Source organism: Herpetosiphon gulosus (genome assembly GCF_039545135.1).
Taxonomy (GTDB): Bacteria; Chloroflexota; Chloroflexia; order Chloroflexales; family Herpetosiphonaceae; genus Herpetosiphon; species Herpetosiphon gulosus.
In genome coordinates, this window is record NZ_BAABRU010000003.1 from 152,140 (window position 1) to 173,476 (window position 21,337).

At 48.0% G+C, this 21,337-nt stretch carries 20 protein-coding genes and 2 tRNA genes; 10 read left to right on the forward strand and 12 right to left on the reverse strand.

Going from position 1 to position 21,337, the window contains the following annotated elements; genetic code table 11:
- Positions 1 to 5 precede the first annotated feature (5 nt).
- Entirely contained in the window at positions 6 to 1,469 is a 1,464-nt protein-coding gene (locus tag ABEB26_RS04540; RefSeq protein ID WP_345720776.1) for a potassium/proton antiporter, read from the forward strand.
- 50 nt (positions 1,470 to 1,519) lie between these two features.
- Here the strand turns inward: ABEB26_RS04540 and ABEB26_RS04545 are convergent, their stop codons facing one another.
- Positions 1,520 to 2,026 (reverse strand): YbjN domain-containing protein, encoded by a 507-nt coding sequence (locus ABEB26_RS04545; RefSeq protein ID WP_012189015.1) that lies wholly within the window; start codon positions 2,024 to 2,026, stop codon positions 1,520 to 1,522.
- A gap of 209 nt (positions 2,027 to 2,235) precedes the next feature.
- Between ABEB26_RS04545 and ABEB26_RS04550 the strand changes: the two genes are divergently transcribed.
- Positions 2,236 to 2,829 (forward strand): hypothetical protein, encoded by a 594-nt coding sequence (locus tag ABEB26_RS04550; protein ID WP_345720777.1) that lies wholly within the window; start codon positions 2,236 to 2,238, stop codon positions 2,827 to 2,829.
- A 60-nt stretch (positions 2,830 to 2,889) separates the two neighbouring features.
- Here the strand turns inward: ABEB26_RS04550 and ABEB26_RS04555 are convergent, their stop codons facing one another.
- The 3 genes from ABEB26_RS04555 to ABEB26_RS04565 form a co-directional block, all read right to left on the reverse strand.
- Complete coding sequence (locus tag ABEB26_RS04555; RefSeq protein WP_345720778.1) at positions 2,890 to 3,294, reverse strand: nuclear transport factor 2 family protein; 405 nt, start codon at positions 3,292 to 3,294, stop codon at positions 2,890 to 2,892.
- 156 nt (positions 3,295 to 3,450) lie between these two features.
- Positions 3,451 to 4,329: a LolA family protein gene (locus ABEB26_RS04560; protein ID WP_345720779.1), complete on the reverse strand. Its 879-nt coding sequence runs from the start codon at positions 4,327 to 4,329 to the stop codon at positions 3,451 to 3,453.
- Positions 4,330 to 4,343: 14 nt separating this feature from the next.
- Entirely contained in the window at positions 4,344 to 4,910 is a 567-nt protein-coding gene (locus tag ABEB26_RS04565; protein WP_345720780.1) for an RNA polymerase sigma factor, read from the reverse strand.
- A gap of 384 nt (positions 4,911 to 5,294) precedes the next feature.
- Here ABEB26_RS04565 and ABEB26_RS04570 point away from each other — a divergent pair, with 384 nt between their 5' ends.
- Complete coding sequence (locus ABEB26_RS04570) at positions 5,295 to 6,131, forward strand: helix-turn-helix domain-containing protein (RefSeq protein ID WP_345720781.1); 837 nt, start codon at positions 5,295 to 5,297, stop codon at positions 6,129 to 6,131.
- 35 nt (positions 6,132 to 6,166) lie between these two features.
- Positions 6,167 to 6,568: a DUF1398 domain-containing protein gene (locus ABEB26_RS04575; protein ID WP_345720782.1), complete on the forward strand. Its 402-nt coding sequence runs from the start codon at positions 6,167 to 6,169 to the stop codon at positions 6,566 to 6,568.
- A gap of 1 nt (position 6,569) precedes the next feature.
- On the opposite strand, the gene ABEB26_RS04580 is transcribed toward ABEB26_RS04575, so the two are convergent.
- A complete protein-coding gene (locus ABEB26_RS04580) occupies positions 6,570 to 7,091 on the reverse strand; it encodes a GNAT family N-acetyltransferase (RefSeq protein ID WP_345720783.1) in 522 nt (173 codons plus the stop codon).
- A gap of 152 nt (positions 7,092 to 7,243) precedes the next feature.
- Here ABEB26_RS04580 and ABEB26_RS04585 point away from each other — a divergent pair, with 152 nt between their 5' ends.
- Positions 7,244 to 8,224: a DUF4268 domain-containing protein gene (locus ABEB26_RS04585; RefSeq protein WP_345720784.1), complete on the forward strand. Its 981-nt coding sequence runs from the start codon at positions 7,244 to 7,246 to the stop codon at positions 8,222 to 8,224.
- Between the two features lie 8 nt (positions 8,225 to 8,232).
- On the opposite strand, the gene ABEB26_RS04590 is transcribed toward ABEB26_RS04585, so the two are convergent.
- Together ABEB26_RS04590 and ABEB26_RS04595 are read right to left on the reverse strand one after the other, a co-directional pair.
- The gene (locus ABEB26_RS04590) at positions 8,233 to 9,798 is read right to left on the reverse strand and encodes an STAS domain-containing protein (protein WP_345720785.1); all 1,566 of its coding nucleotides are present in this window, start codon (positions 9,796 to 9,798) and stop codon (positions 8,233 to 8,235) included.
- A 66-nt stretch (positions 9,799 to 9,864) separates the two neighbouring features.
- Positions 9,865 to 11,016 (reverse strand): ABC transporter substrate-binding protein, encoded by a 1,152-nt coding sequence (locus tag ABEB26_RS04595; RefSeq protein ID WP_345720786.1) that lies wholly within the window; start codon positions 11,014 to 11,016, stop codon positions 9,865 to 9,867.
- Positions 11,017 to 11,459: 443 nt separating this feature from the next.
- Between ABEB26_RS04595 and ABEB26_RS04600 the strand changes: the two genes are divergently transcribed.
- Complete coding sequence (locus ABEB26_RS04600; RefSeq protein WP_345720787.1) at positions 11,460 to 12,242, forward strand: tryptophan 2,3-dioxygenase; 783 nt, start codon at positions 11,460 to 11,462, stop codon at positions 12,240 to 12,242.
- A 53-nt stretch (positions 12,243 to 12,295) separates the two neighbouring features.
- Here the strand turns inward: ABEB26_RS04600 and ABEB26_RS04605 are convergent, their stop codons facing one another.
- From ABEB26_RS04605 to ABEB26_RS04615, 3 genes are all read right to left on the reverse strand, one after another.
- Positions 12,296 to 14,071 carry a right-handed parallel beta-helix repeat-containing protein gene (locus ABEB26_RS04605; RefSeq protein ID WP_345720789.1) on the reverse strand — a complete coding sequence of 592 codons (1,776 nt, stop codon included), beginning with the start codon at positions 14,069 to 14,071 and terminating at the stop codon, positions 12,296 to 12,298.
- A gap of 106 nt (positions 14,072 to 14,177) precedes the next feature.
- Positions 14,178 to 14,267, reverse strand: a tRNA-Ser gene (locus tag ABEB26_RS04610).
- A gap of 10 nt (positions 14,268 to 14,277) precedes the next feature.
- Positions 14,278 to 14,367 (reverse strand) — tRNA-Ser (locus ABEB26_RS04615).
- Between the two features lie 866 nt (positions 14,368 to 15,233).
- Here ABEB26_RS04615 and ABEB26_RS04620 point away from each other — a divergent pair.
- The 4 genes from ABEB26_RS04620 (at position 15,234) to ABEB26_RS04635 (ending at position 18,358) form a co-directional block, all read left to right on the forward strand.
- Positions 15,234 to 16,163 (forward strand): glycoside hydrolase family 19 protein, encoded by a 930-nt coding sequence (locus tag ABEB26_RS04620; RefSeq protein ID WP_486348294.1) that lies wholly within the window; start codon positions 15,234 to 15,236, stop codon positions 16,161 to 16,163.
- Between the two features lie 185 nt (positions 16,164 to 16,348).
- On the forward strand, positions 16,349 to 17,338 hold the full coding sequence (locus tag ABEB26_RS04625) for an SMI1/KNR4 family protein (protein WP_345720791.1): 990 nt from the start codon (positions 16,349 to 16,351) through the stop codon (positions 17,336 to 17,338).
- A 14-nt stretch (positions 17,339 to 17,352) separates the two neighbouring features.
- Positions 17,353 to 17,943: a hypothetical protein gene (locus ABEB26_RS04630; RefSeq protein WP_345720792.1), complete on the forward strand. Its 591-nt coding sequence runs from the start codon at positions 17,353 to 17,355 to the stop codon at positions 17,941 to 17,943.
- Between the two features lie 25 nt (positions 17,944 to 17,968).
- Positions 17,969 to 18,358 carry a hypothetical protein gene (locus ABEB26_RS04635; RefSeq protein WP_345720793.1) on the forward strand — a complete coding sequence of 130 codons (390 nt, stop codon included), beginning with the start codon at positions 17,969 to 17,971 and terminating at the stop codon, positions 18,356 to 18,358.
- 181 nt (positions 18,359 to 18,539) lie between these two features.
- Here ABEB26_RS04635 and ABEB26_RS04640 read toward each other — a convergent pair whose 3' ends face one another.
- Both ABEB26_RS04640 and hisD read right to left on the reverse strand, forming a co-directional pair.
- A complete protein-coding gene (locus ABEB26_RS04640) occupies positions 18,540 to 19,553 on the reverse strand; it encodes a terpene synthase family protein (protein ID WP_345720794.1) in 1,014 nt (337 codons plus the stop codon).
- 337 nt (positions 19,554 to 19,890) lie between these two features.
- Positions 19,891 to 21,228: a histidinol dehydrogenase gene (gene hisD, locus ABEB26_RS04645; protein WP_345720796.1), complete on the reverse strand. Its 1,338-nt coding sequence runs from the start codon at positions 21,226 to 21,228 to the stop codon at positions 19,891 to 19,893.
- Positions 21,229 to 21,337: the final 109 nt, after the last annotated feature.

The following is a 21,337-nucleotide window of genomic DNA, read 5'->3' on the forward strand; positions in this document are numbered from 1 at the left end:
GGCCAATGAGCACAGAAAGCATCTTTGTTATTGCCGGAAGTTTGGTGTTGATTAGCATTGTGGTCAGCACATTATCGGATCGCTGGGGGATTCCGGCCTTGGTGCTGTTTATGGGCATTGGTATGCTCGCTGGCTCTGACGGCCCTGGCGATATCAATTTCGATAATGCGGCAATCGCCCAAACGGTCGGGATTGTCGCGCTGATTTATATTTTGTTCTCAGGTGGCCTTGAAACCCATTGGCATCGAATTCGCGCGGTGATTGGCCCAGGCTTATTACTGGCCAACATTGGGGTGGTGATTAGCGCCAGTATGGTGGCGGTAATCGCGGTTTGGCTCTTCGATTTGCCGCCAGTCGTTGGCTTATTGCTGGGGGCAATTATCTCCTCAACCGATGCAGCAGCAGTGTTCAATGTGCTTCGAACGCGCGGCGTGCGACTACCTGAGCCAGTTGAATCGCTGATTGAGCTAGAATCAGGCAGCAACGATCCAATCGCAGTGTTTTTAACGATTGGGCTGACGAGTTATCTGACCAGCAACGGCCATTCGGTGGGAGCATTGGCCATCGAGTTTGTGCTCGAAATGGTTTTAGGAGTGGTGATTGGTGGGCTTGGTGGCTATCTGATCACATGGTTGATCAATCGGCTACGCCTGCAAGATGGGCTTTATCCAGTTTTGACCTTATCGATGACGATTATGGTCTATGGGGCTGCCGTCTTAGTTCATGGCAATGGCTTCTTGGCGGTATATGTGGCAGGTTTGGTGGTTGGCAATCGGCCAATTATTCACCGCCGCAGCTTAATTCGCTTTCACGAGGGGATTGCATGGCTCATGCAAATTGCCATGTTCTTAACCTTGGGATTGCTGGTTTACCCATCACAACTTGTGCCATTAATTGGCAAAGGCCTCTTATTGGCAATCTTTTTGATGTTTGTAGCGCGGCCAATTAGCGTGATTGTTGCGCTGGGCTGGACGCGCTTTAAGCTGCGCGAACGCTTAATGATTAGCTGGGCTGGGTTGCGGGGAGCAGTGCCAATCGTTTTGGCCACATTTCCATTAATTGCCGGAGTGCCCCAAGCCAATGATTTGTTTCATTTAATCTTCTTTGTGGTATTAGCCTCAGTCACGGTGCAAGGCATGAGCATCAGTTGGGTGGCTGATCGGCTAAAACTCAATTCGCATGATATTCAAATCAACAGCATGCCCTTGGATTTTATTCCTGAGATCAGCCCTGGGAGTACGGTTTACGAAGTGGTTGTGCCTGATGATGCTCGTTTAGCTGGGCGCAACATTATGGAATTGCAACTGCCACGCGGCGCGTTAGTTGTCTTGATTCGGCGTGGGCGTGAGACGATTGTGCCAAGCGGCAATACGCGGGTTCAAGCCAACGATAAAATTCTGATGTTGGCTGATCAACAGGCACTTGAGGTGATTAACCAACGTCTGAACATTGCCAACCAAACCGCTTAAATCCAAACACTGACCCCTTGCTCAAACGTCTGGGCAAGGGGTCAAATCGGCTATTGCTCGATCACGGTAATGGCTTCGGCGGGCGTTTTCTCACCATACATCACCATCATCAAACCGGGGAAATAGCGATTCATCAAGTGAACTGATGGATAAATCGCGTTACGAATCCAAATAAAGGTCAGGGTTTCATCTTCAAAATCTAGGCTACTCTTGAAGCGCACTTCACCATCACTAAAATCAAGCTCGAAATTCCCAATATGCAAGCCATAATTAGCCCGAATCAAATATTCGGCCACTAATTGGCGCTTATCTTCAGGAACTTTCATGGGAGCATAGGCATAAATCAATAATTGTTCTTGTTCAAGCTTAATTTGGGCCAAACAACGAATATCAACATTTGCGCCTTGATAATGCATGCGATAGGCTGGACGATCTTCGACACGTTGCGGAAACCAGCCATCTTCTTCAAGAAACAGCCCTAAAGTGCTGAAACCACGCCAGCCAGCGGCCTGTTCATGTTCTGGGTCAAGTTCAGGACGGTATTCTGGTTCTTCCATGAGCCACCTCGCATTGAGCATAACACACAGCAACGCTGTGCTACACCGGTTTCTTGCACATTATACCTGAGCAGATCGTCCATGTCATTGGTCTTTCTGCTGATACTATAATGCCTGGCTGTGTCAAGGGCTGTCGCAAGCATGAGCGCACATAGAAACAGCGCAACCAAAACGACTATAAAGCATCAAAGCTCTATGGAGATTTCCCAATGATCGTCTATCAAACTACCCTCGAGCAAATTCGATCAATCATTAAGGCTCAAGCAAATTTTGATATTATCGATTCAATTTATATTCAGAATATTGAATTAGCAGCGATTAATGCTATCCAGCTGCCAATTATCCGCCAGATAATGCAAACGCATAGTATCAACCTGAATGGATTATATTTGTTCAAGCCAATTCATTTGTTCACGCCTAGTATAAATTTTGATCAACTGGCTGAATCAAGTCTGCTTGCTCAACCGATCAATCGGCCAAATACGATCATCGATAAACAAGGTATTGATTATACAATTTGGCTTGAATCGGAAGCTAGTACTGAAGAATTTCACGCTCAATTTAATAACACACTCGATGCAATTAATATGAGTGTCATATTTGTTGATGGCGATGAGTTTGCATTTACAGTTGAAACATTTGATTTCTTCTATCTTCAATTGAATAATGCTGATGAAATAGATCTGTTTGAAGCTCCTGATATTTTGATCAGCAGCCTTGATCGGCCAACCATCGAACTGATGGTTGCAGATATGATCAAACACCAGCAATTCGATGATCGATTTTTATCGAGCGTAATTTAGGTTAATTTGCTTACGTGCTAGCACCCAAATACTACCACGCAACTCCTTGATTATGACAGATTAGCGGTGAAGATCCTGATCGTGATAGGCCCACAGCACATTAACCACTGTCCATTGATCGTTGATTTTAACCAGATGCATATAATCGATCCACTCGTCAGCGGTAAGTTTCACGCTGGCAACGCTCGCTTGGACATCTAAAATTTCAACCGTTTTGCGCGGCGTTGCGGGAAATTTATCGCCAGCTCGATTATAACTTTCGGCCAGCAAAATCATTTCCTCGGCGCTGGCTTCACGCAAATATTGTTTGCCAGTGCCACGATGCGTCCAGAATGTGCGTTTGACCATGCGTGGATGAATACTGCGCTGCATTTGCGCAGGATCAAGGTTGTGCTGAGATTCCAGATAATCCAAGGCTGCTTGCTGAATCGCTGCGATATCGTCGATTGATGAGCTGTGGTGCATTCTATACTCCGCTTGTTCAGAAAAACTAGTGCTTCACCCATGAAGCATTAGTAGTCTAGTAGCCCAAGCACGAGCATGTCAATCGGTCGTTGGCATGATTGCATTTAAAGCAAAAGCCAGCGATCAACAATTGATCGCTGGCTTGAGGCTGAATGCTTATTCGGTAACGTCGATTGGAGCGCCTGCTGGTGGGGTAAAGAAGTCGGCAGGATATGAACCATTGACTTCAAACACACTGTATTCTGATTCAACGAACAAGTCGCCGTTGGTCTCGAAATATTCCGATTTCAACACCACAAATAACTCATCGTCGATCCAGAATTTGAGCCGCGTATTGGCTTGGTCACTATCGCCACCAATGATACATTCGATCACCAAGGCATTGCGACCCAGCAGGCTTTCTTGACCAACGGTTGAAAGCTGATCGCCTGGTTGGGCGCACAAACCATCGTTTTGACCATTCGAATCGATTGAGGAAGTTGGATTGGGAATCACATACAACGCCCCATCCAATTCGCTTGAACTGAACTGCGAGACCGTGCCATCAACCACATTGGGCTGGCCGGCTGGCGAGATCCAAGCCCACGCATCGTCGCCATTCATAATTTGGGTTTCGTATTGTTCGGGGGTATTAGCACCGCTGGGCCAAATAATTTCTTTGCGTAATTTATTTGGTTGCTGCACCCAAATTTTTTCGCTGACTACGCTACCAGTTTCGGGCACATGGGTTTCGAGTACGCCATGCAGCGAATCAATTCCCGTCAAGCCAAAAGCGGTTACTTGTTCGGCACGCCGCAAGGCCTCCTTGGCACTCACCTGATTGACTTGGCTAGGCAGTAAGCCAAAACCAAGCGCCGCCAAGGCCACCCCACACGCGGCGATCATGGCTGGCCGCAACCAACCAACCCGCCGCGTTGCTTGGGGCTTAAGCGCAACTTGGGCTTGAATTGGCTTGAGCAAATTGAGCGAACCTTCGGGTACTTCATGTTCAGCGACGCTGGCGAGTGCTTGTGAAATATGTTTATCGTTATGCATTGCAGACTCCTCGACTACACAGATTCATTAATGATGGGGGCTAAGAGCCGACGTAACCGTTCGCGAGCGCCGAACAAGCGTTGTTTGATTGCGCCTGCGCTAGTGGCGGCATCATCGGCCATTTCGGCCTCGCTCATTCCAAGGTAATAGCGCTGCACAATCGCTGCTCGTTGCAACGGCGTTAGCTGGTTCAAAGCTTGGATAACGCTTTCGCGCAGCGCATCTTGCTCCAACAAGGCCTCTGGTTGAGGTTCGTTGCTCATTAATTCTTCGAACAATACCAAACCAGCAGCGTTTGATTGATCAAGTGAGCTTTGGCGTTCGCGACGTTGGGCATCTTTGAGTGCATCGTTCAATACAATTTTCATAAACCACGGGCCAAAAGCGCGTTGGCTATCAAATTGTTGGATGCGCTGCACCACCCGCAGAAAAGCCGATTGAACAATATCTTCAGCAGCAGCCCGATCGCGGACAACCAAGATCGCTGCGCGGACAGCCTGATATTGATAGTGGTGAACAAGGGGGGCTAGCCCAGCGATATCACCTTGTTTGAGTCGAGCTATAGCTTCGTGATCGTGCATATCCTTCCTTTCAGCCAATTGTTGAGTGCGCCCTCACTAGTTATATCCAAGCACAGGCTAAAAAGTTAGGCCACAGCAAAGAGAGCATAGAACATAGAGCATAGAACAAATCAAAAGGCAAAAGCCGAGGCGCAGAGTATTTGATCCACGAAGTGCACGAAGGACACGAAGGGGGTAAAGAACAGGAATTTGAGGCAACAATGCAGTGTTCAGCCATTTGGCATACCAACATAATCAAATAAATCTGTGCTCATCTGTGGCTAAAAAATAGAGCTGGGCGCTCTTCGTGGTCTCGTTCTGCTTAGCAAATCAGGATTGAACAATCACAGCATGGCAGCTAGAATACGATCCTGAATAGATCATCACTCCCTGCAAGGAGCCTGCATGCGGTTGGTTAGTCTGCCAGTCAATCGTGCGTTACGCCCATTGATTCGTTCGATCATATTGCATCAATCGCATGAAGCCGCAGCCACGGCCTATCCGGTCTTGCCAACACCATTTCCGGTGGCTGGAATCCAATATCAAGGGCGTTTGGCCGTACATCAGCAGCCAATAAATACGTTTAAACGTTTAAATCGCCTAGGCTTGACGGGATTACAATCAACAATTCGCCAATTTCAGCCCGACCAACAAACCCAAACAATCTTGCTGGTTTTTCAACCGTATGGCGTGTTTGCCAGTTTCAAGCATACAATGGCTGATTTGCACGATCAGCATGTGCCATTGCACGAATTTATAGCCGCGAGTCAGCTCGAATATCTGATTGAGCAAATCGACACGCTAGCCTTACAATCAGCCGATCTAACCAGCGTTGCCGAACTAATTAGTCAATTTGTATATGATCAACTCATGCCACAAGCATACTCGCCCCACGCTAGCCTCATCAATGCGGTAAAGATTCTGCTTGCATCCAAGGGCACATATCCGATTAGCCAGCTTGCGCGTGAGGTCAACCTCAGTCGGCGACAACTAGAACGGCTATTCAACCAGCAAATTGGCTTGCAACCAAAGGCTTATGCCAGCTTAGTCCAATTTGATCAGGCGATGCGCTCATTGGCCAAACGTGATTCTTGGGCCAGCCTCGCCCATGATTCAGGCTACGCAGATCAGGCCCATTTTATTCGCCAATTTGCCTCCCGCGTCGGTCAATCGCCAGCAGCCTATGCGGCCAGCAGCAAGGATGTCGCATTTCTTCAATCATTGCTACTGGCTGAGAACTAAACTAGCTCCATAGCATTCAGTTATGGAGCAACACCATGGCAACGTTTGATCAAACCCTGCTACAAGCCTGTGCCGAGAGCACCCTCAACGGAACCTTACCCTTTCCCGAGGTGATTCAGCGACTAAGCCCAAGTGTCGAGCAATATCATGTTGATCTGATTCGGCTTGAAATGACCTACTATGGTCATCAAGGCCAAAGCTTCGTCTATCGATTAAGCCTAAACGAGCTGCCAGCAATTGCCAACCAACTAGATTTAGTCGCCTTTCAAACAGCTCTCAAGGCATCGCAACGCGGCGAAATCAGCTATCCCACATTTTTGCAGCAAAGCATGGCCGCAGGAGTCAGTAGTTATTTCGTTTTCCTCAGCGGGCGCTTGGCGATCTATGTTGGCCGCAACGGAGCCTATTCAGTCGAGCCATTTCCAGCACAACCATAACCTAGCTTTTGGCAATTGAATACAACAGCGCGGGCGAGCCATCGAGCACCAGCTCGCGCTCCAAGTGCATGCCCATTTTTTCAGCTACCCGAATTGAAGCAGCATTTTCGGGGATTGGTAAGCAAATTAAACGATCAAATTTAAGCTGATCAAACCCATAGGCAACAATTGCTTGAGCTGCCTCGGTTGCCAAACCCTGCCTCCAATAAGCTCGATCGAGCAAATAGGCTACTTCAACTTCTTGGCGCTCGTCGATCACCCATGGCAGTAAACCACAGCGCCCAATGAATTCTCCAGTTGGTTTATAAATCGTTGCCCACAAGCCATAGTCATAGTCGCCGTAATAAACCTTGATAATCCAATCAAGCTCGGCTTGAGTTTCGGCGCGACTCAACACACCCTCAGGGAAGTGCTCACGAATAATCGGATCACGATACAGTCGGAATAATGCCTCAAGATCATCAGGGGTTAATTTGCGCAATATCAAGCGCTCAGTTTCCAGAATTTGCCGATCATCTGCCATCGTTGCCACTCCTTTAACGAATCAACGGAATGCTAACAGGCTTGGCGCTGCGGCAAATCAATCGCTTGATGGAGCTTTAACCGGGCAACCCGCCCTTCATGCTATAATCTGTAGCAGGTTGCAGCCCAACGGTGTAGTGAGGAATTACGGCGATGAATCAGCTTGGTCGGCTTAAACGGGTTCCCATTCATGATGCTTGGCGGCAGGCAGCCAGCCATTTTACCCACTGGCTCACCCAAGCCGAAAATATCGCCCAGCTCAACACTGCCACCAACCTCGAATTACGCTTTGAAGCACTCAACAAGGGCACTGGCAATTTACGCCAAAGCTTGGTGTGCTACGATCAACGCACCGAAACCAAGGTCTTGATCGAAAATCAATTAGCTGGCAGCGATCATGCCCATCTTGGGCAATTACTTACCACCGCTAGCACGGTCAAAGCTACAATTTTAATTTGGATTGCTGAACATTTTACGCCTGAGCATCGCGCTACGATCGAATGGCTCAATCAACAAACCCTGCCTCATTTGTTATTTTTTGCGATTGAGCTAGAGTTATGGCAAATTGATGATTCGCCCTTTGCCCCACACTTCAAGCTGATTTGCAAACCAGCCGATTGGGAATTAGCAATCACCAACGAGCCATTTCCAGCAGCGCCGCCCGCTCCGGCCAACCCCAGCAAAAATATTTATTTAGGCTATTGGATGCGCTTTAATGCCATGTTACGTGAGCGCAATAGCCACCTTAGCGCTAAAAAACCGCATTCTGAGCCAAGCACCAGCTTTGCCTTAGGCCGTGCCGATTGCAGCTTACAAGCAGTCTTGAATCAACGCGATAATTGGATTGGCGTAGCGGTAATGCTCAGTGGGATTTCAGCCAAGCTGCGTTTTCGTTGGTTGCGCCAACAACGGGTGGCAATTGAGCAACAATTAGGGGTTGGCCTCGAATGGCGCGAAAATCCTTTGACGAAAGAATATCAAATTTGGCTGATTCGGCGCAATGCCAATTTGCACGATCATCAGCAATGGGGTGATCATCACGTTTGGATGATCGATACCCTCGAGCGTTTTTACCGCGTGTTTACGCCACTGCTCAAACAACTCTACATTCGCAACGAGCCTGAGCATAGTTGATGTTCAACTTAGCGCCGCCGGCTTTGCAAATACTCAGTGCCACGGCTAAAGGCTTGGGCCAAGGTTGCAGCCGTATCAATCACCGAAAGATCTAGTTGTAAATTAACTAAGGTTTCGGCCATATCAGGGCGAATCCCCGCCAAAATTACCCGTGCACCCAGCAATTGAGCCGCATGCGAAGCACTGATCAAGGCTCGCGCAACTGATTGATCGACAACTGGCACACCTGTAATATCCATAATTACAACTTTAGCTTGTTGTTGTTCAATCGCTTTGAGCAAGGTTGCATTAATATCGCCAGCCCGATTGGCACTAAATTCACCCACCAACGGCATCACCAGCATATGTTTGGTAATTGGAATGGTCGGCATGCTCAGGCGGCGCACAGTTTCAAGCAAGCGTTCTTGTTCAACATTTTGGGCTTGCACCTCAGCCAAAGCCTGATTCAACTCGCCAGTTCTGGTAACAACCAAGCTTTCAAGCTCTTCATTCATTTTGGAAAGCCGTGTTTGCGAGGCATTTAGGCCAACCACCATCGTATTGAAGGCCTCGCCAAGGCTAGCTAATTCGTCGCGGGTGTTGAGGTGCACCGGAGTATAGGCATTGGGATCATCGGTAAAACGGGTGACGCTTGCATATAATTTTTGAACTGGCAAGGCCAATCGCCGACCAACATACCAACCAATCGCCGCCACAATCGGCAAGGCAATCCCAATCACAATCAACAAACTAATTGCCAACGTTTGAACATTACTATAAATAACCTCAAGTGGTCGTTCGACGATCAAAATCCAATCGGTAGGATCAAGCGAGGTGCGCACGCCCAAAACTTCTTCGCCAAAGGGGCTACGATAGGTTTCAATCGAATTGCCAGTTTGCAGCAAGGGTAAGCTGGATAAATCTTGATTCTCGATCAGTGCTTGGGTATTGGCGGCACTAATTAATTGGCCTTGTTGATTGATCACCAACACCCGCATTTGAGCGGCTGATTCAATCCGCGAAGTCGTTTCCCAAATCCGATCCATGCTAATATCAGCGACCAGAATTAATTGGGCGTTGGCATTGCCTAAAATTGGCAAAGCCATCCGAAAGTGCGGCACCTCGCTGGGGGCAAGTGGCAAGGAGAGCGCTTGCAAGGGCGCAGGGTTTTCAATTGCAACTTGGCGATTTCGCACCATTTGCAATAATGGTGCGCCAGCCAACGATTCGGGCATGCGCACGCCACGCAAGCGGGCCGCCACGGCGATTCGTTCACCATTCAGATTATAGACACCAACTTCAGAAAAACTTGAGCCAAACAGCACTTGCGAACCTAGTTGCAAATCGCTCAACTGACTAGGATTACCATTATTTCCAAGCGTTTCAGCAGCGCCGCGCAACTCATCCATACTATTAAGCACAAAGCGCCGATAATCTTCAGCTGCTAGGTTGGTGAGCGCCACTTGTTGATTTTGCGCCGAACGCTGTTGCGCTCGATAGCTAATCGTCAAGGCGATTGCCCAAACCGCTAATAACGGCAACAACGCCGCAAGCAAGATAATCCAGGTAACTCGTTGGCGAACCCGTGCCCGCATATGTATTCCTATCTCTGCTGAAATGTTGCTTTGCGACGTTGGATCGAACGAAGTGCTCACATCGATTTAGGGCAATTGACTGGGATCAAGTTTATCCAGAAAGGTAAAAGCTCCTCGCTCAATTTTGACAAACAAGACGGTTTTATTAACTTCACGTTCAGGCGTAAAGACAATTGCACCAGTTACCCCTTCGTAGGTTTGGGTCGCCGCCAAAGTATCGCGAATCGCGCTTGAACTGGTGTTTGGGCTGCGTTTGAAGGCATCGATCAACAAATTAGTAGCATCGTAGGTTGATGAAGCTACAACGTCGGGATCAATCCCGTGAGCATTGCGATACTCGCGAATAAAGTTCTGAACAATTGACCGTGGATCATTGCGCGAAAAATCGGTTGCCAGAATCACGCCTTCAACATCGCTACCACCAAGATCGACCAACGACGGCGAATCCAAGCCATCGGAGCCAATAATGGGCAAGGTAATGCCTGCTTGGCGAACTTGCTTAATGATATCAGCACTTTGGGCATAATAACCAACCAAAATCAAAGCATCAGCTGGTTTGGCCTTAATTATCGCAATCTGGCTGCTAAAATCAGTAGCATCGCTGGCATATTCGCTGGTGCTAACGATCGTCGAGTGGTTGGCTTGGGCGGTTTTGGTAAAAGCCTCGGTGATGCTCCGCCCATAATCATTATTAATATTCAGCACATGGAAATTACGATAATTGAGCTTAGTCGTGGCATAAACCGCTAATGCTTTACCCTGAACGGTTGTTATATAAATGACCCGAAAGATCATCGGGCCAGTTTTGGTAACTTCGGGATGAGTAGCATAGGCCGCCAACATTGGGATGCCAGCTTGTTGAAAGACAGGGGCGGCTGCGCGGGTGGTACTGCTGTAGGAGCCGCCAATCACGGCGCGAACTTTATCTTCAGTAACGAGTTTTTGAGCCACCGTAATTGCTTGATTGGGATCAAGTTGATCGTCATAGGTCACCAACTCGAAGGTTTTGCCAGGCACAGTTTGGTTGGCATTGGCTTGATCAATCGCCAATTTCGCAGCATACATCGAGTGCGTGCCATCACTGGCACTGTTGCCGCTCATTGGGCCAAAAAAGCCGATTTTGATCGTCTCGGCTTGGGGCTGAGAAGTACCCCCACAAGCACTAACGAAGGCCAAACCTATGATTACAAGCATCCCCAATGCGGCTCGTTTTAGCATGTTCAAGACTCCTCCATGTGCTACCACATGGCTTAGTAGGCCACTACCCAAGAACAATGTTAATTTACTCACCCTGCTGCATGGCCAGTGTAACACAGAACATGTCAAATGGGCAGTTGAGTTTTGGCGTGAATTTTAAGCTTTTCACGACCCTGTTTGGCTATTGAGCAACTAGGAGTATTAGGCTAATTGGTAGATGTAATGGCTCATTGGGTTGGCAATGATGACTATCCCTCACCCCCAGCACCTCTCCCACTGCGGCGGGTGAGGGGAGCACTCCCGAAGCGGTTCCCCTCGCCTCGCGGGCGGGAGAGGGGGTCAGGGGGTGAGGGCATGCTGGCCGTTGCTAAGGTTATAAACCATTACAGGTAGACGCTGCTGATTGGCTATGGTAGACTTGCGCCGCAAGCCCAATTGAAACGCCGCATCCGAAGGAGTGTGCCATGTCTCAGGCATTAACCTATGCTAGTTATTTAAATATTGATGAACTTTTGGCCTTACAAACGCCACGCAGCCATGGCCCCGAACACGACGAATTATTGTTCATCGTGATTCATCAGGTTTATGAGTTGTGGTTTAAGCAGATTTTGCACGAACTTGATTATTTGGGCGATCTACTCCGCGCCAACGATACAGGCCGCGCCAACCAAAGCATCCGCCGCATTTTAACGATTCTGAAAACCATCGTGGCCCAAGTCGATGTGATGGAAACCATGACTCCCCTGCAATTCAATGCCTTTCGCGGCTCGCTCGAATCGGCCAGTGGCTTTCAATCGCTGCAATTTCGCGAGATTGAATTTGCCCTTGGCTACAAACGTCCAGCAATTTTGCAACACTTTGCCGCATTAGCAAGCCATGAACGGCTTGAACAACGCTACCAAGAACCAAGCCTATGGGATAGCTTTTTGCACTATCTTCAGCTGAATGGCTACGCCATCCCCAGTGAGCAAATTGGGCGTGATGTAACCCAAGCACTGGCAGCATCGCCCGAAATTCAGGCGATTTTGATCACGGTGTATCGCCAAAATCCCTTGGTCAGCAACCTCTGCGAACGTCTGATCGATCTTGACGAGGGCTTTCAAGAGTGGCGTTATCGCCATGTTAAAATGGTTGAACGCACGATTGGCATGAAGCAAGGCACTGGTGGCTCAAGTGGTGCAGCCTATCTTGCCAGCACGATTAAGCCATTCTTCCCCGATTTATGGGCAATTCGCGCCGATTTATAGCCATGAAAATGCCCTGACCATTTGTAAATCAGGGCGTTTTATAGTATGTCAGATTAACGTCGAGCTAACGGCACATAAACCCGAATATTGCTTGGAATTTGATAATCGATGCGTGGGCCATAGTGGGGCAGCGACTGACCCAATTCAAATGCACCTAAATCGGGCTGCCCATCGGTCACAAATGGATCATTGAGATTGGCAATTACTGCACCTTTATTGATCGCCACTGAACTGCTTTGCAAACGTAAATCGGCTTCGCCAATCGGCGAGGCCACATCGACTGAGGCTGGCAGGCTGGCATTGTAGACATCATTGAAACTCACAGTTACGCCATGGGTTTCAACCCCAATTGCCTGCAAATTGCTCAGCCGCAAATAGCGCACATTATTCCATTTGAAATCGGGAGCTGAGGGCGAATCGCTGGCGTGGTTGGTTCCCCAGCCGTTGTAATCCACATCGCGAAAGCCTTCGTCGGCAATCGTCATAAATTCAAAGGCATAGCGCGTACCCAACATAAAATTATTACGAATAATTGTATTGCGCCATTGCTGACCATCATCACTCAGCGCGTTACCGATTCGCGCCGAGCTATTGTGGGCAATAAACAAGCCAGTTGGTTGATTGTGTAGTTTGAATGGTGCGCCAGCAATATTAAAAAAGTTATTCCGAAACAGATAGGCAGGCCCACCATAAATTGGCTGAATGCTGACTCCAGTCCGAGCATTGGTCACGCGATTATTCCAAACTCGCGTATTGGCTTGGTTATAATCGATCTCAATTCCATCATCAACGCAAAATGCCGCTTCGTTATGGTAAATATCTTGACCATAGCTGCTTTGGGCGTTCCATGGCTGCACCGAGATACAATCGCCAAAATTCATCACGCTGTTATAGGCCACAACATTGCCAGTGCCGCGTAAATCGAGGCCGCGCTCGCTGGGAATGCCCGTGCCTGGCCAAGTAGTACGACCACTAATCACATTATCAATCACAGTTTGGTTGTATTCTTGATGGGTTTGGCGACGGTTGTAGATGCCAAAGCCAACATCACGAATCAGGTTGCGGCTAATCAGAATGTCGTGAGTATGCTGAGCATCGATCCCCCAAGCCCCATTTTGAATCGTCAAGTTCTCTAAGATCACAAAGCCAAGGGTTTGGTTGCTCTCGCCAAGGGTTACCACGCCGCGCGTCGTATTAGCTCCATCAATAATCGCCTTACGATTGAGCGGTCCGCTGATTCGAATTGGTTTGGCTTGAGTTCCACTGATCAAAATCTGGAAGGGTTGATAGGTTCCTGCTGCCAAGGTGAAGGTATCGCCTGGCTCAGCATTATTAACCGCCGTTTGAATACCTTGATACGGATTGCCAAACGAGCCATCGCCGCCACCATTGCCTGGAACCACAAAACGCGTGCGCACAGCTGGCCCAAAATCTGTTAGGCTACGGGTGCGCTTGGTGATTGTGCGGCTTGTGCCACCACCATCAGGATCGGTTAGGGTAGCCCGTAATTCATATTCATCTCCAGCAGTGAGCCACATTGCGCTGGCTGCATGATAATTGCGATTGAGCGTTTCGCCCTCAACGATCGTACTGGGATTGGCTCGCATGGCCGGAGCTGCATTGCGCCAAGTTGAACTACCAACCAAACGATATTCCAAGGTTAGCGTGCTATTGCGATTGGTATCGCCACTAATCGCCCACGAGACCCCAATGTGGGCAAAGGTTGCGTCGGCGCGTAACTCGCCTGCCACGACCGCACTTTGGGGTGCGGCCACACCAATTTGCATTAGTAACAAACCCAAAAAAAGAGCTATAACAATTGCTTTCAAGCCTGCCTCCTTAAAAATCAACAATAATTAGGCAATGAGGGCAGGATTATAGCATGTAAAGGTTGAAGTTAAAACAAAACAACGTGAGCAATACTCACGTTGTTTTTGGCGGGAAGGGAGGGATTCGAACCCTCGGAGGGTGTGACCCCTCGACGGTTTAGCAAACCGTTGCTTTCGTCCACTCAGCCACCTTCCCGTATCTATGGTGGAGGAGCAGGTGGGATTCGAACCCACGAGGGCTTTGACACCCTAACTATTTTCAAGACAGTCGCCTTCAACCGCTCGGCCACTGCTCCGGACGAAATCTCATTCAGTTGTTACGAGGCGTAAGTATAGCAGCAAAGCACTTGTTTGTCAAATTCGCTACTTCTGGCTTACTTAGCACGATTTATGTAATGCACGCGATTCTCGATAATTCTTTGGCCCATTTTAGTAACTAAACGTGAACTAAGCGTGCTGAGTTTAACCATCAGAGTTTGCTGCCGAAGATTCATAGCTGGCTTGTTCGCTGGTTCACCTCAATTATACCAACGCTCTAAGCTTAAAAGCTGTTCGTTCCATCCAAATTGGGGCAAACTAACGCTTAGCTTAATGCTCAACTGCTCCTTCAAATTAGCTATTTTTAATCATATTTATACTAATTTAAACTTTTTATTAAGAAAAACTCTTGACAAGGCTAGCTGGTCATGCTAAGTTCTTCATAATTTCACTGGAATAACAAAGGTGAAATATACGAATCAATTCAATCTTATCAATGGTGATGGGCAATTGAAGCGTAGATTAAGGAGACTCCATGAAATTTCCACAACTAAACCCATCAAGGCTAAGCAAGTTGTTGTTAGCACCACTCTTGATTAGCGCATTTTGGGGCAGCATGGTCAATCCACAGGCTGGGATGGCACGTCAATCATTTGCTAATTCACAGGCGAGCCTTGCTCAGAGTTGCAATTTTACCGATTGGGTTGCAGGCAAGCAGTATTACACGGGCAATATTGTGCGCTACAATGGCAATTATTATGTGGCTGAGCACGATAATCCAGGCTATGATCCAACCGTCAGCACCTGGTATTGGGAGCCGACGAGTTGCGGCGGTGGTGGCGGTGGCGGCGGCAGTTGTAGCTACACCGATTGGGTGGCTGGCCGTCAATATTACACCGGTAATATTGTGCGCTACAACGGCAGTTTCTATGTGGCCGAGCACGATAACCCAGGCTACGACCCAACCATCAGTACATGGTTCTGGGAGCCAACCACCTGTGGTGGAACTAACCCACCACCACCAACCCCAACTCCACCACCAAGCACCTGTACCTACAGCGATTGGGTGGCAGGCCGTCAATATTACACCGGCAATATTGTGCGCTACAATGGCAGTTTCTATGTGGCCGAGCACGATAATCCAGGCTATGACCCGAGCATCAGCACCTGGTTCTGGGAGCCAACCACCTGTGGCGGAACCAACCCACCACCACCAACGACGGGCTTTAGTTCAATCGTTAGCAAAGCCCAATTCGATCAAATGTTCCCTAATCGCAATCCCTTCTACACGTATGAAGGTCTGGTTCAAGCCGCAGCCTTTTATCCAGCTTTTGCGGGCACTGGCTCGACCGAAACCCGCAAGCGCGAAGCCGCCGCTGCTTTGGCCAACTTTGCCCACGAAACTGGCAACTTTGTCCATGTGACTGAAATTGCCCAAGGCGAATATTGCCAAAATAGCGCCCAATGGCCCTGCGCTCCCGGCAAACGCTACTTTGGGCGTGGCCCAATTCAATTGAGCTGGAACTACAATTATGGTTTGGCTGGCCAAGCATTAGGTCTGAATTTGCTCAACGATCCTGATATGGTCTCGCGTGACCCCGCCGTAGCTTGGAAAACCGCCTTGTGGTATTGGATGACCCAACGCGGCCCAGGCTCGATGACTCCTCACGATGCCATGGTCAATGGCAATGGCTTCGGCGAAACCATTCGTAGCATCAACGGCTCGTTGGAATGCAACGGTGGTAATCCAGGTCAAGTCCAAAGCCGCGTCAGTTCATACCAAACAATCACCAACATTCTTGGGGTAAGCCCAGGCAACAACCTGTATTGCTAAATTAAGAGCATCCCAATCCGCCAGATCGAGTAACATCGATCTGGCGGATTTTTTAATTCTCGGCATTGAGAGTGATTTAGCATATCAGAACCTGTGCACATTCACAGCGGCTATGCTATAATCTACTCACAAAATAGAACATTTGTTCTATTTTGAATTTAAAGAAAGATGGCAGGAGGTTTTATATGCAAATGGATCAACGCACTGTTGAGTTATGGCAACGCATCTTGGATTGGCTCAGACTGAACTATCCTGAAGGCTTGCAATATCGCCATGATCCAGTTGATTATGCCCAAATTGCTGCTGCTGAAGCGACTATAGGAATAGAGTTGCCTTTGGCGTTTACAACAACGTATATGCTGAATAGTTATCAAGGCGGCATTCCGATCTGCTGCTATCCAGGGTATGAATGGTTTTCATTGGCAGATTGTGTTGAATCGTGGCAATGGAGATGTGACAATGCGACACCTCGCGAAAACGATTTGAGCGAAAATGGCCCAATTTGGCATAAATGGGTCGCAGAAGAAAGCGTATGGATTGAGGGGCCAATCAAATTAGGCATCAATTCGGAACTGCGTATACCATTCATGTCGAGCAATGGCAATATTGATCTCTATTTAGATTATGATCCCGCGCCGGGCGGAGTTAAAGGCCAAGTTATTTCGATCGATCCGCAAGGTTGTACTTGGCTTGTTTTAGCGCCATCATTTGAACAATGGCTCGAAAATTTCATTACAAAATTAGAAGAAGGCCATTTTCAAGTCGGCGAATATGGCCTTGAGTGTCTTGATGAGGCTCGATCTAGCAATCAAACAATGATTATGCCCGAATACTTACGCAATATCAGGATTGAACCCTATCGACCCTCGCCGATTGAGCACATCACGCTTGAAACAAAGCCCCTCAACCAACCGATTGAGGTAACTGGGCGAATGTGCAGCATTATGGGAATTGGCTCGGATATTGTTATCTTCGATTTTGATATCGATGGAATTAGTGAGCGCCAGAAGATTGGGGCAAATGCGACCCAAACCTATGGTTTTGGAACAATTCAATGTGGCAACTATGCCCATCTTCGGCTTGTTCGCTACGACCAACAAATTCCTGATATCGACTACTACCTTAAAGATTCTGTCATTCAATGGTTTGTTGTTAGTTATATATTAACGCAATAGCAGAGGAGCTAGTGATGGGTATTCGTCAATCGTTCGTTCGCATAACCGCCGAAGAACTTACTGAGCTAGAGCAACTAGAAGGCAATGGAGCGCCTTCACCAGAAATGCTTGCTAACGAACCAGCTGATGAAGATCTATACCATGCCTATTGGCTCAAGGTTGATCCCCTATATCGGGTTCGTTTTCAACACGACCGCTGGCCAAGCGATGATCAGGATCAACAGGAGTTGTACGCATTCACCTTAGAAAAAGGCTATTGGGAATTACTAGGCCGATTAATGAAGCAACTGGTTCGCGAACAAGTAATTAATCAGTGGCCATTTACTGAAGACTATCCAGTCCATATTGGTGATTTATGGCCTGGCTACAGTCATGTCTACCTTATTTTCCACCATGAGCTTGCGCCACTTCTAGATATGCTGCAACAATTTCCTTATGCGCAGCTTAAACAACGGTTTGATAACGAATTTGTTGAATATATAACAATGACTGACCAAGAGAAGCTCAACGTATATGAGGCAATTCGCGATGATTTAGATAGTATTCGAATCATGGCGCAACAAGCGCATGCTGCCAACGAATCAATTATTTGGTATATTAGCTAAAATTATTTTTTGAGAGGAATATGTCATGAGCGAAAGCAACGATCTTTTCTACTTCAATGAAGGCCAAGTTTGGCGCTACCACACCCGCCCCAACGAGCCAGAATCGGCGATTTTAATCAACAAAATCGAGTATCACTCAGGCTTGGGGGCAATTTTCCATATCAGCATCGCTGGGGTGCAGGTCAAAAATCCCCATGGCGACGAGCCACTCACCCAGCTTGACCACTTTCCGGTTATTGCAGCAAGCCTTGAGCAAAGTTTAACCGAGTTGGTCGATACCAATGTGGATAACCCAAGCTACCTTGAGGGCTATCAATCGTGGCGCGAAGGCTTTGTCCAAGGCAAGGCTGGCGTTTTTAATATTCCCATCGATCAAATTATTAACGTCGTTGAAGAGGCGATCAATCAAGCTTGATCGATCCACGAAGGACACGAAGAGCACGAAGGAGCGAGGGTTCAGGGATCAGTTATCAGGGGCAGTTTAAAATCATATAGCATCTGATCCCTCGCCGCTAAATCCTGAAGCCTCATGTTCTCTACACCTCTGCGTTAAACATTGGCGATTTTGACTTTTGACTTCTAACTTTTGATTTGTTCTATGCTCTATGCTCTATGTTCTGATTATGGTTCGTCGGTAACATCTCGCGCAACAGGGCAAATGGTGAATTGGGCGAACGATAACGGTTGGTGGAGAGTTGCCAATACCAAGCGGCGGCAATTTGCTGCTGCAACCCTTGCAGATAGGCCCGCGCTTGGTGATTATACTGAGCATCAGCAAACCATTGGGATTGATCCACAATCGCCTGAAATTCGCTAATCCACTGATTAATCAAGCGAATCGTTTGATCGACGGCTTGCTCAAAACTCAACTGTTGGGTATCGATCAGAATTCGGATGAGATTAAAGCGCGAGTCAAGCAACACAACTTCTTTCTCGTAGGAAAACAGATCGTTCATAATCGCCGCAGCCAAACCAGCCAAATCGGTTGCTCGTTTGATCTGCGGATGGGTATACACTGCTGGGCTGATCGCAATATCAAGCGCAAATTCAATCAACAACATCGTCGGATACATGCCCGAATCGTGTAAGCGAGTATTGAGGTAGCTTTCAAGTGTGGTGGGTTTAGGCTGCTTAAAGGCCATATTCGGCACGCGAATCGCTTGAAAATGCTGCATCAACGATTCAACCAGCCGTTGGCGATACTCACGACTGCTTAAAGCGTGAAAATGGCGATGCAATTCTTGCCAAATCGGGTAAAGTCGATGCATTGGATCAGGCATTTGACCATCAATAAAAATCTTGGCACAAGCAGCATACACTGCTGGAGTAGGATGATCGCCATACAACGGTACTTGGCGCTGATTGCGATCATACACATCATCAATATAAAACAGCGTAGCATTCAGCAAATCAATCGCCAGCAGCCGCTCAAAGCTTGTCGTGGGAAAGAGATACGACGACATTGAGGTATATTGATCCATGCCTGGAAGATCGACCGCATAGACTGCACAAATCGCTGCTGTACACTCCATGGATTGAGCTTGGAAGGGATTAATCTGAACTGGTTGGACGACCTGCATATCAGGTAGGGAAAGATGTTGATTATCCATTGAACATTCCATCAGAGCGTTAGTATAATACGATTGATTATAGTAGATTCTCGGCTGCTTGACTATGCCTAATCTTAATCATGACCAAAGCTCAATAAATTATTAAATTAGCCTGATCAATTGCGTGATTGAAAAGCCGACGCTGCCTTAATGGCTAGATTAATTCTAGCACCAAGCTAAACCTTGCTAGGTTAGCTCATTAAAACCTCAAAACATCATTTGACCACAAAAGAGTTTGAAATGTGGCTATAGGCTGAAGGCTATAGGCTATGATCGTTGGAATTCAAAAAAACATACAACCACCGAATATACTCCTATAGCCCAAAGCCTTTGGTCATTATTTTTGTTCCAAACGGCGGCGCACAGCAGCAGCATGAGCTGTCAAACCTTCGGCCTCAGCCAAACGCTGGGCAACTGGCCCTAATCGCTGCAAAGCCTTTTCATTCAAACCAACTAATGAAATAACTTTGCGAAAGTGATCAACATTAACGGGCGAGGCATAACGAGCCGTACCACCTGTTGGCATAATATGCGATGGCCCAGCCACATAATCACCCAACACTTCAAACGAACGTTCGCCAAGAAAAATGCCCCCAGCATTGCGCACTTTGCCAACATATTGCCAAGGATCATTGACTAATAAACAGAGGTGTTCAGGGCCATAGGCATTACTCAAATCGAGCGCTACCTCCAACGAAGGCACGAGCACAATCCCTGAGCGGTTGGTTAGGGCTTGGGCAGTAATTTCAGCTCGTTCAAGTTCTTCGAGTTGGTGAGCCACAGCCGCTTGGACTTTTTCGGCTAACTCCAGCGAGGGCGTAAGCAAAATCGCCGAAGCCAGCAAATCATGTTCGGCCTGAGCCAGTAAGTCGGCAGCAACCAGCTCGGGGTTAGCATCAGCATCGGCAATCACCATGGTTTCGGTCGGGCCTGGCAAGGCTTCAATATCAACCGTGCCATACACCGCTTTTTTGGCCAACACCACAAATAAATTACCTGGGCCAATGATTTTATCCACATGTGGCACGCTATTCGTACCATAGGCCATTGCCGCAATTGCCTGCGCCCCACCCAAACGAAAAATCCGGTGTACTCCGGCAATATCGGCAGCTACTAAAACCAACGGCGAGATCTCGCCAGTATCACGTTGTGGCGGCGAGCACACAATAATTTCGCGCACTCCAGCAACTTTGGCCGGAATCACGCCCATCAACAAGGAGGATGGCAATGGAGCCGTGCCGCCTGGGGCATACGCCCCAATCCGCTCTAGTGGCAGAACGATCTGGCCTAATGCGCCCTCATCCGACCAATCAATCCAACTTTGGCGGGTTTGCTTACGATGAAAACGCTCGATCTCGGCGGCAGAGACCCGTAACGCTTCAACCAACAATGGATCAAGCTGGCTATAGGCGGCTTCAATCGCCGAGCGATCAACCTCAAATTGACTTAATTCCACGCCTTCGATCGTGCGACTCCAGTGCTCTAGCGCAGCATCGCCATCACGGCGCACACTGGCCAAAATCTGGTCAACCGCAGCGGCAGGGGTTGTGCCAGCCCCAAACATGTGGTCAAGGCTTTGTTGCAAACGCTCAGGAATTTCGACTGTATCAAAGGCCACTCGTGCTAACGGCCCTTGCTGGGCTTGCACAAGATCGGTATAAAGCTGAATTGGCATGCGTGCTCCATCTATCCAAAACCAATGAACTAGCAGCATGCTACCAAATTCAGCGTTGAGCGCAAATGCAAAGGATGAGGGACTAGGGACTATTTCAATTGATCCACGA

Excerpts from the sequence above, each read along its gene's own strand:
- ABEB26_RS04635 (WP_345720793.1), top strand. The coding sequence starts at position 17,969 with ATGAGCGAAAGCAACGATCTTTTCTACTTCAATGAAGGCCAAGTTTGG.
- ABEB26_RS04555 (WP_345720778.1), bottom strand. The coding sequence starts at position 3,294 with ATGCACCACAGCTCATCAATCGACGATATCGCAGCGATTCAGCAAGCA.
- ABEB26_RS04545 (WP_012189015.1), bottom strand. The coding sequence starts at position 2,026 with ATGGAAGAACCAGAATACCGTCCTGAACTTGACCCAGAACATGAACAG.
- ABEB26_RS04640 (WP_345720794.1), bottom strand. The coding sequence starts at position 19,553 with ATGGATAATCAACATCTTTCCCTACCTGATATGCAGGTCGTCCAACCA.
- hisD (WP_345720796.1), bottom strand. The coding sequence starts at position 21,228 with ATGCCAATTCAGCTTTATACCGATCTTGTGCAAGCCCAGCAAGGGCCG.
- ABEB26_RS04565 (WP_345720780.1), bottom strand. The coding sequence starts at position 4,910 with ATGCACGATCACGAAGCTATAGCTCGACTCAAACAAGGTGATATCGCT.
- ABEB26_RS04550 (WP_345720777.1), top strand. The coding sequence starts at position 2,236 with ATGATCGTCTATCAAACTACCCTCGAGCAAATTCGATCAATCATTAAG.
- ABEB26_RS04560 (WP_345720779.1), bottom strand. The coding sequence starts at position 4,329 with ATGCATAACGATAAACATATTTCACAAGCACTCGCCAGCGTCGCTGAA.
- ABEB26_RS04585 (WP_345720784.1), top strand. The coding sequence starts at position 7,244 with ATGAATCAGCTTGGTCGGCTTAAACGGGTTCCCATTCATGATGCTTGG.
- ABEB26_RS04540 (WP_345720776.1), top strand. The coding sequence starts at position 6 with ATGAGCACAGAAAGCATCTTTGTTATTGCCGGAAGTTTGGTGTTGATT.
- ABEB26_RS04600 (WP_345720787.1), top strand. The coding sequence starts at position 11,460 with ATGTCTCAGGCATTAACCTATGCTAGTTATTTAAATATTGATGAACTT.
- ABEB26_RS04575 (WP_345720782.1), top strand. The coding sequence starts at position 6,167 with ATGGCAACGTTTGATCAAACCCTGCTACAAGCCTGTGCCGAGAGCACC.
- ABEB26_RS04580 (WP_345720783.1), bottom strand. The coding sequence starts at position 7,091 with ATGGCAGATGATCGGCAAATTCTGGAAACTGAGCGCTTGATATTGCGC.
- ABEB26_RS04625 (WP_345720791.1), top strand. The coding sequence starts at position 16,349 with ATGCAAATGGATCAACGCACTGTTGAGTTATGGCAACGCATCTTGGAT.
- ABEB26_RS04630 (WP_345720792.1), top strand. The coding sequence starts at position 17,353 with ATGGGTATTCGTCAATCGTTCGTTCGCATAACCGCCGAAGAACTTACT.
- ABEB26_RS04595 (WP_345720786.1), bottom strand. The coding sequence starts at position 11,016 with ATGCTAAAACGAGCCGCATTGGGGATGCTTGTAATCATAGGTTTGGCC.
- ABEB26_RS04570 (WP_345720781.1), top strand. The coding sequence starts at position 5,295 with ATGCGGTTGGTTAGTCTGCCAGTCAATCGTGCGTTACGCCCATTGATT.
- ABEB26_RS04590 (WP_345720785.1), bottom strand. The coding sequence starts at position 9,798 with ATGCGGGCACGGGTTCGCCAACGAGTTACCTGGATTATCTTGCTTGCG.